Here is a 13803-nt window from a genome sequence, read left to right as displayed (position 1 = left end):
TGTGGGGACTCAGGAAGCGAACTGCCGTAGATAGCTGCCGAGCTCCTGCTCACGGTCTGGGAGCGACGCTGCGATAGTCGATGCGCGCTCCTTGCCCATCGTGTTGGGTTTGGCCTGAGCTGCTGCGGCGAACTGGCGTGACACGTAGACCCCTTGGTCGACGTCACCTCCACGCAGCAGGGCCGAAGCGAGATCACCGAGGATCACGACGCCTCCGTCCGGGAGTTCGTCTCCGAGGCGGTCGACTGCGGTGTCTGCTGCAGCGGTGAGTTCGGGACGCCCCAACTGCCCGTATACAGAGAGGGCCAGCGAGTCCATGCGGTACGGGGTCACGAACCGGACCCACGCCTGCTCGTTGGTGTGATCCGCGAAGTCGTAGGCGAAGCGCGCTCGCTCCAACGCCCGGAGCGCCCCCATCTCGTCACCGGCCGCCGCAGCCTCCTCGGCGTGCCTGCCGAGGACCCAAGCGGCAGCAGTAGCGTTGCCGTGGCCTCGCACATCGCTGGCCGCCTGGGAAAGGAACTCCAACTTCGCCTTCGGCGTCGAGGCGCCGTAGCTGCTGTAGGTCAGGGCCAGGGCTCGGAGCGGAGGGTGCCCGGCGGTCGTCGCACACTGCGACGTGACCTTGTAGTAGGCGTCGGCTTTGTCGTGCTCACCCAGGTCCCAGGCAACCCAACCGGCCAGGGCGGCGGTTTCTCCGGCGGCGATAGTGAGAGCCCGCTCGTGCTCGCCGGCACGAGGCAGAGCCGCGGTGATCGCGTCAAGATGCGACTCGACCGTGCTTTGTAGCCGCCGGGCGCTGAGATTGAGTTCCTGGACGTGTAGTTCAGCGGCCCGGTCGATGAGCGCGACGGCGGAGGGCGAATCGATCTTGGACCCCTTGCTGAGGGCGAAGGCGAGGCGCCCCCAGGGCTCGGCAGCCGCGCTCACGCCGACAGCGGCGCCACCCAGCAGCGTGCGACGCTTCACGGCGTCCCGGTCCTCCTCCGCATTGGCATGCCCCTTTCTCTTCCGAGCGCGGGCAGCCTTGGCCGCCCGCTGTAGCTCCTCGAAGGGCACACCGCAGGCCGCCGCGATGTGGGCGATTGTGTGATTGGTAGGGACGTTCTCGAAGTTCTCATAGCGGCTGATCTCTCGGCGGGTCATGGTGTCCCGGCCGGAGACAGCGTTGATCGCGTCTGCCTGCTCCTCCTGCGTCCTGCCCGCCTCCTGCCGGAGCCGGAGGAGCAGGTCGGCGAACGGATCTGGCATGAGTGTGACCTCTGTTGGTGGGCGGAATCCAATCATGGCCTCAATTCCCCCTCCAACTTTCCCCCTTGACAGATATTTCCCCCTCGGGATTCCCCTGGTCGACGGCGTCGCCACGCGGTGCGATAGCCCCCATGACCAGGCTCCAAGAGGAGACCCCGCCCGGCGGGGGCATCCGTAGCTTTGCCGACGTGGCAGGCATGTCATGCGCGAGGTCGGTTCACGAAGACCGGCACAGCACATCGGCGAGGGCAGGCATACCGGCGGCTTCCCATGGCTGTCAGGCGGCCTTTCTCCCTGATCTCGCGAAAGTTGGGGAGATGCGGCAGACAGCCGGGGCGTTCCTGCGGCGGTGCCGTGTTTCGGAGCCGGTGGCGGGGGTCGTCGTACTGGCCGTCTCGGAGCTGGTCACCAACGCCGTGATTCACGGTGAGGGAGAAGTCGTGCTCCGGATCACGGTGGCCGTCGACGTGGTGCGCGTCTCGGTCACCGATCACAACCCGGCCCCAGCCGTACTCAAGGAAGCCGGGCCCGACGGTGAATCCGGTCGCGGGATCCGGCTTGTCGATGCGATCTCAGACGCGTGGGAGAGCAGCGGCAAGGAGACGTGGTGTGAGTTCCGGTACGCGAGGGCTGCGGGTTGAGCCAGACTTCCAACTGGTTCCCGGCCATGCGGTTGACGAGTCGGGCAGCTCAGCCACTTCCCCTACAGGGGATTGCCGGAGGGCCGTTCGCTTGCCTTCGCCCAGTAGTTCGGTTCAAGCATCTCGCCAGGCCATGCTGGCTGACGGATCGAGCCCTGAGGCCCCATCTGTTCGAAGTACGGTGCCAGGTCGATCACGGGCGTCCCATCGACGGCGTCGAGATCGGTGACCAGGAGGTCCCTGCCTTCGGCCTTGAGCAACCGCGGGTAACTGACCGCCAGTTGGTTGGGGCGCCGGTGGTTACGGTGGACGAACGTACCGGTCGCCGGCCAGTTCTGGTTTCCCCTTGGACTGCGTGCGTGGAGCTGGACGTCTTCGGGTCGGGCCAGATGGAAGCGCCAGGTCACGGTCAGGTGGGAGAACTCCTCGATTCCTTGCAGCGTTTCGAGGGGATACGCGTCGTCGAGCCGGATGATCGATTCGACCCCGCCTTGGTAGTCGTCCTGTACGCGGGTGTGGCCGCCGACGACCGTTGCGATCGACTTGACCTCGTAGGTCGACATCAGCGCTCGTTCCTCTCCCTGGGCGTAGCGTGCGCGGCGGCCTCCGGTCAGCGCCGCGAAACCGTTCTGTGGTCAGCCTATGGCGCGCAACATGCCTCGCGCGCGGCGGTCCAGTTCGGCGACGTGGCGACCACCACGCTGCCGGACGGGCGAGATGTCGCTCTGCATGCGGACGATGACGTCGCGGGCACGCCCGGACTGGATACCGGCCATGGCGTCGAGTGCTTCGTTCCAGGTTGCGCATGCCTCATCGAGGCGTCCCTGCTGGACTTGGACAGCGCCGAGGTAGCCGAGCGTCACGCTGTGGGTACGGGCGAACTGCTGGCGTCGGCGCGTGGCCACGCTGCGCTTGAAGTGGATCTCCGCGTCCCGAGGCTGGCCCATGTCGCGCAGAGCGCAGGCCGTCTCGTGGGCGAGGGAGGCTTCCTGGAAGAAGCCGACGCGGGCCGGTGCCTCGGTGGCGTCGGCGCGGGCGAGGTCCCGCTCCGCGCGGCTAATGGCCGCGAGGGTGCCGGCCCGGTCGCCGTCGGACGCAAGGGCGCGTGCATGGACGATCGCCAGCAACGCCTTCTCACGCTGGCTGGCCTGGCCGTAGTGGTCGCGGGACATCGAGGCGTCGGCCAGGGCCAGTGCCCGGCGTGGATGCCCGAGGTCCACGGCCTGGTGGGCGAGGGCGCGCAGGACGTGACCACCGAGCGGTCCGTCTCCAGCTTCCGCCGCGATGCGGGCGGCAATGGTGAGGTAGCGCTGGGCAGTGCGGTGTTCGCTGGCGTCGAAGGCCATCCAACCGGCGAGGTAGGTCATCTCCGCCACGGCGGAGTACGTGTCGCGGCGGAGCTGATCTGTGCGGAATCGGCCGCCGAGCAGCGGTACCGCACCGTCGAGCAGGTGGCTGGCGAGGGCCTTGCGGCCGGATGCGCCGCCTCGCTGCTGGTCGCGCGCGGAGTAGTAGACCGTGAGATCGCGGACGTCGTCGATGTCCGCCCGGGTCACCGAGCGCGAGGAGGCCGGTCGGCGGTTCGCCGCTGCAGCGGGGGCGGCTGCCCACCACGAGGTAGTGGGCAGGGCAAGGCCGGCTGCGGAGTAGGCGGCGGTGGCCAGCAGCTTGCGTCGGTGCATGTCGAGATCGTCGCTTCCCAGCTCGGCCAGTGCGGTCAGAGGGTCGACGCTCCAGTCGGAACCGCAGTCGGTCGTGCCTGTCGGCTCTTCTTCCAGCCCGAGATCGGCCAGGGAGAGGCGGCGGCCGAGTCTGCGGGACAGCGTCTCGCGCAGGATATGCGGTGCTCTGCCGCTGGGCTTTGTGCCCTGGACCCACATGGCGATGTGCGAGCGGGAGATCGCGTCGAGTTCGCGCACTCCGCTCTCAGCGGCCACGCGGGCCACCGCGGCGGCGGCTTGTGGCTGGGACCAGCCTGCAGCGCGCAGAAGTGCGGCGAGGGCGACGTTGCGTTCACGGGCCATGGACTGCCCCTCGGTTCCGAAATGATCTTTGACGCCTTTGACGGCCCTGCGGGCGGTGTGGGCATACCGCTCGGCCGTGATTCACGGTTCGCTCAACGTAGCGACCAGATCACTCACTTCGCACGTCAGTCCTCGGTGCCACTTGGTGACTTGGGCTCACTTTGGCTTGATCCGAACAGGAGTTGTGTCATGCGCCTTTCGCTGGACCCTCGCCGGGGCGACAGCCAGCTCGGAGGCGGGCGCGGGCGGCGAGAGTCCGCCACCGTGGTGCTGGCGCCAGAGCGCGATCACGTGGTTGCCGCGTCGGAGACGGTAACGCTCGTGCTGGGCGAGGATTCACCGCTGCCCGAGAACGCTGCCGATGTGGAGGACCTCGTTCGGCTTCTGCGCGGTCATGTCGCCCAGTTGGGAGCACGGACCGCTGTGGGCAGCCCCGTCCTGGTGCGAGCGCAACGGCTCTGCTCCGAAAGCATTCCCGAGGGCTACATGCCGAGCCGGGTGTACTTGGTCAAGCTCGCCGAAGCCACCCGGGAGCTGATGGCACACGTGGAACGGGGCGGTCCCGGGCCGATCCGATCGAAGCGCGGGCGGCGCTGGCGGAAGCCGCAGATCAACGCGCTGCGCGGGGCGGTCTTCGCCGTCGCCCTGGCCTGTCTGGTCTTCGCCGCTTCGGTACCGCGGACATGACGGTGACCGGGGCCGTCGTCATCGGGCTGGTCCTCGGGCCGATGGCCTGGCTGGTTCTTCGCGGCGAGCGCGCGGCCGGCCCTGCGGGGGCCGACGAGGACTTGCCGCCGCCCCGGAACGCCCCTTCCTCGCTCCGGTAACCACCGGCCTCTCCTCTTCCCACCGTTCCCGGCCGCTGCGGCGGTCCCGATACCGCCCCGGACCTGCGGGGCTCACGGAGATCGACACGATGAAACGGCTTCGGCGCATCGAGCAGTACGGATTGATCGGCGACATGCAGACCAGTGCCCACGTCTGCGATGACGGTTCGATCGACTGGCTGTGCCTGCCCCGGTTCGACTCGCCGGCCGTCTTCACCGGCTTGCTCGGCACGCAGAAACACGGCACCTGGCGGATCGCTCCGGCCGCTCCTGCCGACCGTTCCAGCTCCGAAGCAGTCGCTGAGCGCCGGTACCGCGGTGACTCGCTCGTCCTCGAATCGGTATGGCGCACCGAGGCCGGTTCGGTCCGTGTCCGGGACTTCATGCCACCGCGCGACGGGGCACCGCAGGTGATCCGGATCGTCGAGGGCCTGACCGGTGAGGTCTCCATGATCTCGGCCATGCGTCCACGGCCGGGGTACGGCAGCGTCAGCCCGTGGATTCACGATGTCGGTGGGCGCATGGTCGCGGAGGCCGGCGCGGACGCTCTGTGGCTCGACACCTGCGTCCCGCAGGTGGAGAAGGACGGCGTCATGGTCAGTGCTTTCTCCGTCGCCGCCGGGCAGAGCGTGGCGTTCGTCCTCAGCTGGTGCCCGTCCCACGCAGCGGCGCCCGACGTTCCCGACCCCGAGTCCGCGCTGACCGAGACACTCACGTTCTGGGAGGACTGGACACGGGAGTGCACCTACGAGGGGCCATATCGCGAGGCCGTGGTCCGATCCTTGATCGCGCTGAAGGCGATGACGTACGAGCCGAGCGGTGGGATCGTCGCGGCGCCGACCACGTCGCTGCCCGAGGAGATCGGCGGAAACCGGAACTGGGACTATCGCTTCACTTGGTTGCGGGACGCCTCCACGACGCTGGCCGCGCTCCTGGGGACCGGGTACCGGCAGGAGGCGCAGGCATGGCGGCGATGGCTCTTGCGCGCCGTGGCCGGTGATCCGGAGAACCTGCAGATCATGTACGGGATCACCGGAGAGCGTGACTTGCGGGAACGGGAGCTGTCCTGGCTGCCCGGCTACGAGGGCTCGACCCCGGTACGGGTCGGTAATGGGGCGGCGGATCAACTGCAGCTCGACGTGTATGGCGAGGTCATCGAGACCCTGTACCTCGCACACGAGAGCGGTGTCGCCCACTGCGCCGACACCGCCGTGCTGCACCAGCGACTCATCGAGCTTCTGGCACAGCGCTGGCAGGAGCCCGACGAGGGCATCTGGGAGATCCGCGGAGCACGTCGGCACTTCGTCCACTCCAAGGTGATGGCCTGGGTGGCGGTCGACCGCACCATCCGCCTGGCCGAGGCCGGTGCCCTCCACATCGACGTGGCCCCGTTGATCGAGCTGCGGGCAACCATCCACCACGAGGTCTGCACCAAGGGCTTCGATCCGGTGCGCAACACCTTCACCCAGTCCTACGGTTCCCAGGAGCTGGATGCCGCCACGCTGTTGATCCCCCGCGTCGGCTTCCTGCCGCCCGACGACCCCCGCGTCATCGGCACCGTGGACGCAGTGTGTCGTGAACTCTCCTCGCCGGACGGGCTCGTGCGCCGTTACCCGACCATCGGTGATCGTACCGGGGTGGACGGCCTGAAGGGCGATGAGGGCACCTTCGTCCTCTGCTCCTTCTGGCTCGTCGATGCCCTGGCTCTGGTCGGCCGCCTCAACGAGGCCCACGCCCAGTTCGAACGCCTCCTCGCTCTGCGCAACGACCTCGGGCTCCTTGCCGAGGAGTACGACCCCGTCCAACGGCGCCAGCTCGGCAACTTTCCGCAGGCGTTCAGCCACATGGGCCTGATCCAGAGCGCCCGGCTCCTTCAGCTCCTGTCGACGCAGTCCTCACACGACCGCGGCGCGGTCGCGGTTCCGACGCCCCGTTCAGCCCCACGCAGCACACGCCAGATCTGCGCAGACCTGACGCCGCAACACGCTTAGTCACCCCCACCTGACGAGGATTCCCATGCCTGACAGCGCCTTCCCGGCACGGCCGGCCGCTACCGGCCACCGTAGACGGCGGCCTCCGATCGACGCGTTCACGCTGCACCGTGTCCGCCGCGCCGTGGCATTGCCCCTGGTGCTGCTAGCCGCGCTGCTGGGTGCTGCCTTCCCCCTCTGGTCGGTGTCCGCCGTAGGCCCCGGGTGGCTCCTGGCCTGCCTGGTCTGCGGACTGGCCGGGGTCGCCACGGCGGCGGCTCGCGGAGCGCGTGCGGCGGCAGGGGCCGTGCAGGCGACCGCGGAGGAGGACTGGGCAGCGGCACTGGCAGCGGTTGCGGGGGCAGCGGCGGCCGTCGAGAAGTCGGTGCAGTGGTCGGCGGATGAGCTGTGCCGCGGGGGACGCCCGCCGCTGCCGGACCTGCAGGCGCCAACGTCGGCCATTCCGAACGCCGAGATCAACACGGCGTTGAGTGCCCTCCAGGTGCAGGCCATCGCGTCGCTGATACGGGTGCACGACGAGTCCCAGTCCGTCGTCCTCCTGGGAGTGCTGCGCCGTCTGGCCATGCGCGAGCACGCACTGGTCGGCAAGGCGCTTCAGGCACTGAGCGAGCTGGAGATGCTGACCGACGACCCGGAGCTACTGGCCAAGATCTTCGAGATCGATCACCTCGTGACGCGGATGCGTCGCCAGGTCGAGAGCACTGCGGTGCTGGGTGGCCAGTCCCTGCGTAGCGTGCGCCGGCCCGTTCCCGTCGCGACGGCACTGCGCGGCGCCGTCTCCGAGGTCGTGCAGTATCCACGTGTGTCCGTCGCCGCCGGGTCCGTGGGCGCCGAGCTAGGTCTTCCCGGCCATGTGGGCCCGGACCTGACGCACCTGCTGGCCGAGCTGATCGAGAACGCCTGCGAGTGCTCCGATCCCGCGACGAAGGTGATGGTGCGTGCGCAGCGCGTGGCGAACGGGCTGGCGGTCGAAGTCGAGGACCGGGCTATCCCCATGCATCCGCAGACGCGGGCGCAGATGAATCACCTGCTCAAAGCCCCCGACGAAGTCGACGTCAGCGGCCAAGTCCGGGCTGGCCAACTCGGATTGCTGGTCGCCGCGAAGATCGCCCAGTCGCACGGGCTGTCTGTTCTCCTTCAGGAGAACGTAACAGGAGGGACCACCGCCCTCGTCGTCATCCCGGCACGGCTCCTGGTAGCGATTCCCTCTGTCGACGATGCGACCGCGCGGCACCAGGAAGCCCGCCCATCCGCTCCGCCGCAGCAGGTCGCCGCGGCTCCAGCCGTCCCGACGGCAGGCCAGGTCACACACCCCGGCAATGTGGGGGCACCAGGAGCCGTAGAGGCAGGTCACTCTGCTGATGCGCCCGCTCTTCCCACGCGTAGACGTCAGGCTGGCTCGTTCCGTCCATCGCGCGAGCGGGAGCAAGCCCCCGTGACCGGGGCGACGCCAGGGCTCGCAGCCGCCTTCCGCAACGGCATCCAGGCCGGCGGGAGAGCCGGTTCTTCCGCCGCTTCGACAGAGCAGCCCGCGCCCTGAGCCCCCGTCCCTCGACGTTCCCGGTGGCCCGTTACATCCACGGGCGCCCTTCCCCCTTCTGGAGCGATCCCTATGAGCACCCACCCCGCGATGGACAACGTGACGGGCGACGCGCCCGTAACCGAGACAACTGCAAGCGGACAGCGGGACAACATGGCCTGGCTGTTGCGTCAGTTCGCCTCCGACGTCCCGGGCGTCACGCACGCCGTCCTGCTGTCGCGCGACGGACTGCGGCTGCTGGACAGCGACGTCGACAAGGACTGGGCGGACGAACTGTCGGCCGCCCTCAGCGGAGTTGCCTCCCTCGCGGCGAACATCACCGGCCCCAGCCACAAGAAGAGGCCGGCCCGGCAGGTCATCATCGAGCGCGACGACTGCCTCTTCTTCGTTCAGAGCGCCGGGCGCAGCGCGGCCTTCGACAACCACCCCGGCAACGAACGCGGTGAGGTGGACACGATTCTTGCCGTCATCGCAACCACGGACGCCGATGCGGGCACCGTCGGATTCGAGATGGGGCGCCTCGTCCAGAAGTTCGCCCCCTACATGGTGATCCCGGTCCGCGTCGGCAGGGGCGGAGAGGTCCGGTGAGCACACACGGCCGCGCGACTGAGGAGTCGATGTTCGTGCGGACCTACACCCTGACGCGCGGGCGGACCAGGCCGCGGCACCTGCTCGGTCTGGAAACCGTGCTGGAAGCAGGACCAGGAAGGCCCGGCCCGGCACAGGCCGAGGAATGCGAGGAGATCCTCGCCCTGTGCCGGGAGCGCCGACGATCGGTGGTCGAACTGGCAGGACGACTTGGCCGGCCCGTCACCGCCGTCAAGATCCTCGTCTCGGACCTCCTGGACGCCGACGCCTTGGTCGTCCCCCTCACCCACCCCTATGCCGATACGGGCGCGGAATCCGGTCCGTCTACCCAACTGCTGGCAGCCCTTTCAGCGGGCTTGAAGAGGAAGTGGCCTGATGCCATCGCCTACCCCCAGGCCGGATGACCCGGCCGCGGTGCTGCGTACTTCGCCGCACCCGCGCGCCGGCGCCGCGCCGACCGTGCTGAAGGTCGTGATCGCCGGGGGCTTCGGCGCGGGCAAGACCACCGCCGTAGGCGCCGTCAGCGAGATCGCGCCGCTGAGCACGGAGGAGTACCTGACCGAGGCGAGCGCAGACGTGGACAGCCTGGCGGGCATCGAGGCGAAGCAGACCACCACGGTCGCCTTCGACTTCGGCCGCCTCAGCCTGCCCGACGCGCCCGTACCCCTGGAACTGTTCCTGTTCGGCACGCCCGGTCAGGACCGGTTCGTCGACCTCTGGTACGACCTCTCCCGCGGCGCCGTCGGGGCAGTCGTCCTGGTCGACACCCGCCGTCTGGAGAGCAGCTTCACCCCCATCAGCTTCTTCGAAGACATCGGCCTGCCCTTCGTCGTCGCCGTCAACCAGTTCGACGGAGCGCACTGTTACCAGCCCGAGCAGGTCCGCACCGCCCTCGAACTCCCTGCCTCCGTACCGGTGATCACCTGTGACGCCCGCGACCCGAACCACGTCGCCGGCGTCCTGCTGAACCTCGTCGGCCACGCCGTGAAGAACGCCTCCGTGAGTCGCGTTCACCACACGCCCACTACCACCCTCCAGGACGCCTGATGTCACATCACCCCAACCCCTACCTCGCATCGCCGACCGCCCCACCCGCACTGTCCCTGCCGCGACGCGGCACGCGGGACGCCGACCGCGGGCTGATCACCCCGCCCGCCACCGCCGTCACCGGGCCGCAGACCCAGCAGGCACCGGAGCTGGCGCAGCGGTACGAGCTGCTCAACCGCCTGAGCGTGCCTACCGTGGCGAGCGAGGACTTCGACGACCTGGCCCGCGACATGGCCGCCAAGGCCGGGTTCCTGTACGGGTTCGTCAATCTCTTCCTGGAGGAGCAGACCTTCGTCGGGCTGCACCAGCCGCCAGCGGACAGCGGGTACTTCATCGTCGGCCGCACCATGAGTCGCGACCACGGCTGGTGCCCGGACGTCATGGCCCGCAAGAAGGCTCTCCCGCTGCACGACGTGCACGCCAGTCCGCGCTTCAGCGGCAACCACGTGGCCGACGCCGTCGGGATCCGCTCCTACTTCGGCGCCCCGCTCGTCCATGACAGCGGCACCGTGCTGGGCACGGTGTGCGTCATCGACCCCGAGAAGCGCCCCCTGAGCGAGGCCCGACGGCTCAGGGACATCGTCATCAACGCCGGTGCCCAGGTGATGGACCACATGGTCCGCGCCCCCGTCCGCTAGGCCGTTCCACCACCCCCACCCGGGAGCCGTAGTCGATCCCCGGCCGCTCCACGTTGCGACCTTCGCCCAGGGAGAGGGAGACCATGTCCGCCACACCCACTACACCGCCACCGGCGCTGCGCCCCTACCTCACCGCCCGCCACGAAGTGCTGTGGGACGAGGCGGACGCCTTCGCGGCCGAGCACATCGCGTCGCGCGTCGCGCGTATGGAGGCCGCTCCGGGCAGGGTGGAGCGCAAGGTCGCCGACCTGATGGCCGCACGGGGCTGGTTCGCCGTCACCATCCCGGCCTCCTTCGGCGGGCTGGGTGCCGGACATGTGGCCAAGACCATCCTGGTCCACCGCATCGCGCGGATCTCGGCGGCTGCCGCAGCCATCCTGCAGGCCACCCTGATCCCCGTCGGCGCCCTGCTGCACTTCGCCACCTACGAGCAGAAGGGCCGCTGGCTGCCCCGTGTCGCGGACGGTTCCCTGCTGCTATCGATCGCCGTGACCGAACCACATGCCGGCGGGCACATCGGTGGCATCGAAACCACAGCCGAACGCGCCGGCAGCGAGTGGGTGATCACCGGCAGCAAGGTCCATATCGGCAATAGTCACCTCGCCGGTGCCCACCTCGTCGTCGCCCGCACCGCCGAGGCGGGCGTGAGCACCTCCCAGGCGCTGACCGCGTTCATGGTCGAATCAAGCCGCCGCGGGCTCTCGGTCCCCGAGCACCGCCCCGGCCTTGGTCTGCACGGCTTCTCCGCCGGCCGACTCGACCTCGATCACGTCCGTGTTCCCGAGGACAACGTGGTCGGAGAGATCGGCCAGGGGCTGAGCGTGGCCCAGAGCAGCAGCATTCTGTACGGCCGTCCCAACCTGGCCGCCGTGAGCCTCGGCATTCACGAAGCGGTCGTGGCCGCCACTACTGCTCGTCTGAAGACCCGTCCTCGCTATCGGGCCAGCCTGTCCGACCTGCCCGTACTGCGGGACCGCATCGGTGGCATGGAGGCCCGCCTGCGCGCCGGCCGGATACTCGCCTACCAGTCCGTGCACCTTCTCGACCAGGGCCTGCCCTGCGACGCCGACCTGATCAACGCCAAGTACCTCGGCCACCAGTGGGCCGCGCAGTCGGCCCAGGACGCCATGGAACTGCACGGCGCCCACGCCTTCGACCGCGACTACGTTCTCCAGCGCTTGTGGCGCGACATCCAGCACACCTACCCGCCCGCCGGAACCGGCGAGGTCCAGCGCATACGCCTGGCCGACGCCGCTTTCGACGAGGACCACATCCAGTGGTCCGAACGCCTCGCCGCCGAAGCCGCCTGGGCACGCCCCGACCCGACCGCCGCATGAGCCCCCGTACGCGGCACCCCGTGAATCCCGACCGCCGCGCACGGGCCAGTGCTGCCGGGCCCCGTCCCCCGCGGGGACCGGCGGCACCCACCCCGGTGACCGTCCGTTCCAGCCGAGAAGGAGACACCGTGACCCCGCCCGTGACGACCAGCGCACCGATCACCCCTCTGACGCCGACGCTGCAGCGCGTCGCCCAACACCTCGCGAACGGCTGTGCATCCCAAGAGATCGCCGCGAAGACAGGGCTCTCGGCGGTCACCGTCCGCCAGTACATCCGCGACATCCGCGCGAGCCTCCACTGCCCGCCCCGCTGCAAGCCCCCCGTCATCGTGCACCGCCTGTTCACCACCCAGCAGGTGGCCTCTCCCACGGCGGACAGGCCAGCTCCGAAGCTCAGCCCCGAGCAGCTGCTGCTGTTGCGAACCGTCGCTGAGCACAGCGATACGCGCGACATCGCCGTCGCCGCCAAGCTCGCCCCGGCCGACCAGCGCGCCGCGCTCGACCAGCTCCTCGCCGACACGGGCGCACAGGACACCGCCGAACTGGTGGTCCTGGCGCACAGCTGGCAGCTGCTGCCGGCCGAGCAGGCCGCCCACGCGACGCGAAACGGGGCAAGCCAGTGACCCGACCTACGACCTCGACGGCCAGCGAGGACCGCTCCGCCCCCGTCCCCTTCACGCAGACGCCGCCGGCCGCCATCTACGAGATGCGCATGCTGCGCACGGCGGCCGAGCGCGAGGAAGCTGCGGCCCTCGTCCAGGACCGCCAGCGTTGGCTCACAATGCACGGCCTGCCCGTACCCGCCCGCGCCGACATCCCGGCACTCTTCCGCGAGGCGCAGACCATGTCCGCCGGACTGTACGAGGACGGAAAGCTGCTGGCCTGCATGATCCCCGAGCGTGACCCCGAAAACCTCGGATGGGGCCAGGGTCCGTGCCTCTTCCTCCAAAGCGTCCACACCCTGCCCGGCCAGTCCGATGACATCACCCGCCTGATCACCCTGTGGGCGTCCGACTTCGCCGCCCGACTCGACCTCCAAGTCGTACGGGCCGAGACGCTGGCCCGCCACACTCTCGAAGCCGAACCCCTCGCTGCCCTCCTGCGTCGGCTCACCGACAACGGCTGGGACGTGTGCGGATCCGGCCCGGGACGCGACGGCGATCGAGTCGCCCGCCTCGAACTCCCCGCCGAGCACCGCCCCGGGCTCCGCGCGCTGATCAGCTGCCAGGTCCACGCGCCTCAGCCGGCCCCGGATGATCGGAGCAACGCGTGACAACTGACGAACCGCAGCGGCCCGACCTCGCCCGCGAGCTGATCGCCCGCGCCACGGAATCGGCCGCGCACCGGGCCAAGCGCGTGCGCGACCAGCTCGACGCCGTCCAACTCGGACAGGGCCGGCACACCGACCACGTCAACACCAAGGTGCTGCGTCGCATCCTGGCCGACCACGACTGGCCCGGCCACCGCCTCGTCGGCACCGACGCGGCCCGCGCCGCTTGGAGCATCGCCCTGCACAGCGATGACGAACCCGACTTCCAGCGCGCCGCCACCACCCTGCTGGGACGTGCGGTCCAGGCCGGCGACGCGCTGGTCCAGCACTGGGCGCACCTGCACGACCGAGCCCTCATCACCAGCGGGCGGGACCAGGAGTACGGCACCCAGCTCCTGCTGTGCGCCGACGGCATCGAGCTGTGCCCGCTGCGCGCGCCGGAGTCAGTCGACGCACGCAGGGCCACCGTGGGTCTGCCGCCGATCGCTGTCGCTCTGAAGGCGGTGCGCCGCCGGTACACCGCGCATAGCTCTGCCGATGAAGCCCCGACCGTCGTCCTCGCGGGGGCCGCGTGAAGCAGCGGAACCCCAGGTTCTCCACCAGTCGGCCTCCCGGCCGCAACTCCGCTCTGCGAAAGGATCGTTGACAG

General features: G+C 69.5%; 15 protein-coding genes. 12 read left to right on the top strand and 3 right to left on the bottom strand.

Annotated features, from left to right (window positions below):
- Positions 1–9 precede the first annotated feature (9 nt).
- Positions 10–1251, bottom strand: coding sequence for a helix-turn-helix transcriptional regulator (locus OG381_RS37415; protein ID WP_327720404.1), 1242 nt, complete (start codon positions 1249–1251; stop codon positions 10–12).
- 131 nt (positions 1252–1382) lie between these two features.
- Here OG381_RS37415 and OG381_RS37410 point away from each other — a divergent pair, with 131 nt between their 5' ends.
- On the top strand, positions 1383–1892 hold the full coding sequence (locus OG381_RS37410; RefSeq protein ID WP_327720403.1) for an ATP-binding protein: 510 nt from the start codon (positions 1383–1385) through the stop codon (positions 1890–1892).
- 62 nt (positions 1893–1954) lie between these two features.
- On the opposite strand, the gene OG381_RS37405 is transcribed toward OG381_RS37410, so the two are convergent.
- Both OG381_RS37405 and OG381_RS37400 read right to left on the bottom strand, forming a co-directional pair.
- Entirely contained in the window at positions 1955–2455 is a 501-nt protein-coding gene (locus tag OG381_RS37405; RefSeq protein ID WP_327720402.1) for an SAM-dependent methyltransferase, read from the bottom strand.
- 72 nt (positions 2456–2527) lie between these two features.
- Positions 2528–3916: a Tat pathway signal protein gene (locus OG381_RS37400; protein ID WP_327720401.1), complete on the bottom strand. Its 1389-nt coding sequence runs from the start codon at positions 3914–3916 to the stop codon at positions 2528–2530.
- A gap of 189 nt (positions 3917–4105) precedes the next feature.
- Here OG381_RS37400 and OG381_RS37395 point away from each other — a divergent pair, with 189 nt between their 5' ends.
- The 11 genes from OG381_RS37395 to OG381_RS37345 all read left to right on the top strand — a co-directional run bounded on the left by OG381_RS37395 (position 4106) and on the right by OG381_RS37345 (position 13729).
- The gene (locus tag OG381_RS37395) at positions 4106–4603 is read left to right on the top strand and encodes a DUF6415 family natural product biosynthesis protein (RefSeq protein ID WP_327720400.1); all 498 of its coding nucleotides are present in this window, start codon (positions 4106–4108) and stop codon (positions 4601–4603) included.
- A 229-nt stretch (positions 4604–4832) separates the two neighbouring features.
- Positions 4833–6734, top strand: a complete 1902-nt coding sequence (locus tag OG381_RS37390; protein WP_327720399.1) for a glycoside hydrolase family 15 protein — start codon at positions 4833–4835, stop codon at positions 6732–6734.
- A 25-nt stretch (positions 6735–6759) separates the two neighbouring features.
- Positions 6760–8274 (top strand): sensor histidine kinase, encoded by a 1515-nt coding sequence (locus OG381_RS37385; RefSeq protein ID WP_327720398.1) that lies wholly within the window; start codon positions 6760–6762, stop codon positions 8272–8274.
- A 72-nt stretch (positions 8275–8346) separates the two neighbouring features.
- Positions 8347–8862: a roadblock/LC7 domain-containing protein gene (locus tag OG381_RS37380; RefSeq protein WP_327720397.1), complete on the top strand. Its 516-nt coding sequence runs from the start codon at positions 8347–8349 to the stop codon at positions 8860–8862.
- The gene (locus OG381_RS37375) at positions 8859–9266 is read left to right on the top strand and encodes a DUF742 domain-containing protein (RefSeq protein WP_327720396.1); all 408 of its coding nucleotides are present in this window, start codon (positions 8859–8861) and stop codon (positions 9264–9266) included. Before OG381_RS37380 ends, OG381_RS37375 begins: the two co-directional genes overlap by 4 nt.
- Complete coding sequence (locus OG381_RS37370; protein ID WP_443061963.1) at positions 9238–9909, top strand: GTP-binding protein; 672 nt, start codon at positions 9238–9240, stop codon at positions 9907–9909. The genes OG381_RS37375 and OG381_RS37370 overlap by 29 nt, the downstream gene beginning before the upstream one ends.
- Positions 9909–10547 carry a GAF domain-containing protein gene (locus OG381_RS37365; protein WP_327720395.1) on the top strand — a complete coding sequence of 213 codons (639 nt, stop codon included), beginning with the start codon at positions 9909–9911 and terminating at the stop codon, positions 10545–10547. Before OG381_RS37370 ends, OG381_RS37365 begins: the two co-directional genes overlap by 1 nt.
- Before the next feature lie 83 nt (positions 10548–10630).
- The gene (locus tag OG381_RS37360; RefSeq protein WP_327720394.1) at positions 10631–11884 is read left to right on the top strand and encodes an acyl-CoA dehydrogenase family protein; all 1254 of its coding nucleotides are present in this window, start codon (positions 10631–10633) and stop codon (positions 11882–11884) included.
- Between the two features lie 128 nt (positions 11885–12012).
- Positions 12013–12507, top strand: a complete 495-nt coding sequence (locus OG381_RS37355) for a LuxR C-terminal-related transcriptional regulator (protein ID WP_327720393.1) — start codon at positions 12013–12015, stop codon at positions 12505–12507.
- Between the two features lie 83 nt (positions 12508–12590).
- Complete coding sequence (locus tag OG381_RS37350; protein ID WP_443062060.1) at positions 12591–13157, top strand: hypothetical protein; 567 nt, start codon at positions 12591–12593, stop codon at positions 13155–13157.
- Complete coding sequence (locus OG381_RS37345; RefSeq protein ID WP_327720391.1) at positions 13154–13729, top strand: DUF6624 domain-containing protein; 576 nt, start codon at positions 13154–13156, stop codon at positions 13727–13729. Before OG381_RS37350 ends, OG381_RS37345 begins: the two co-directional genes overlap by 4 nt.
- Positions 13730–13803: the final 74 nt, after the last annotated feature.

Source organism: Streptomyces sp. NBC_00490, assembly GCF_036013645.1.
Taxonomy (GTDB): Bacteria; Actinomycetota; Actinomycetes; order Streptomycetales; family Streptomycetaceae; genus Streptomyces; species Streptomyces canus_F.
This window is presented reverse-complemented; position numbering and strand designations above follow the sequence as displayed.

Coding starts and splice junctions, on each gene's coding strand:
- OG381_RS37415 (WP_327720404.1), bottom strand. CDS start 1,251: ATGCCAGATCCGTTCGCCGACCTGCTCCTCCGGCTCCGGCAGGAGGCG.
- OG381_RS37410 (WP_327720403.1), top strand. CDS start 1,383: ATGACCAGGCTCCAAGAGGAGACCCCGCCCGGCGGGGGCATCCGTAGC.
- OG381_RS37405 (WP_327720402.1), bottom strand. CDS start 2,455: ATGTCGACCTACGAGGTCAAGTCGATCGCAACGGTCGTCGGCGGCCAC.
- OG381_RS37400 (WP_327720401.1), bottom strand. CDS start 3,916: ATGGCCCGTGAACGCAACGTCGCCCTCGCCGCACTTCTGCGCGCTGCA.
- OG381_RS37395 (WP_327720400.1), top strand. CDS start 4,106: ATGCGCCTTTCGCTGGACCCTCGCCGGGGCGACAGCCAGCTCGGAGGC.
- OG381_RS37390 (WP_327720399.1), top strand. CDS start 4,833: ATGAAACGGCTTCGGCGCATCGAGCAGTACGGATTGATCGGCGACATG.
- OG381_RS37385 (WP_327720398.1), top strand. CDS start 6,760: ATGCCTGACAGCGCCTTCCCGGCACGGCCGGCCGCTACCGGCCACCGT.
- OG381_RS37380 (WP_327720397.1), top strand. CDS start 8,347: ATGAGCACCCACCCCGCGATGGACAACGTGACGGGCGACGCGCCCGTA.
- OG381_RS37370 (WP_443061963.1), top strand. CDS start 9,238: ATGCCATCGCCTACCCCCAGGCCGGATGACCCGGCCGCGGTGCTGCGT.
- OG381_RS37365 (WP_327720395.1), top strand. CDS start 9,909: ATGTCACATCACCCCAACCCCTACCTCGCATCGCCGACCGCCCCACCC.
- OG381_RS37360 (WP_327720394.1), top strand. CDS start 10,631: ATGTCCGCCACACCCACTACACCGCCACCGGCGCTGCGCCCCTACCTC.
- OG381_RS37350 (WP_443062060.1), top strand. CDS start 12,591: ATGCGCATGCTGCGCACGGCGGCCGAGCGCGAGGAAGCTGCGGCCCTC.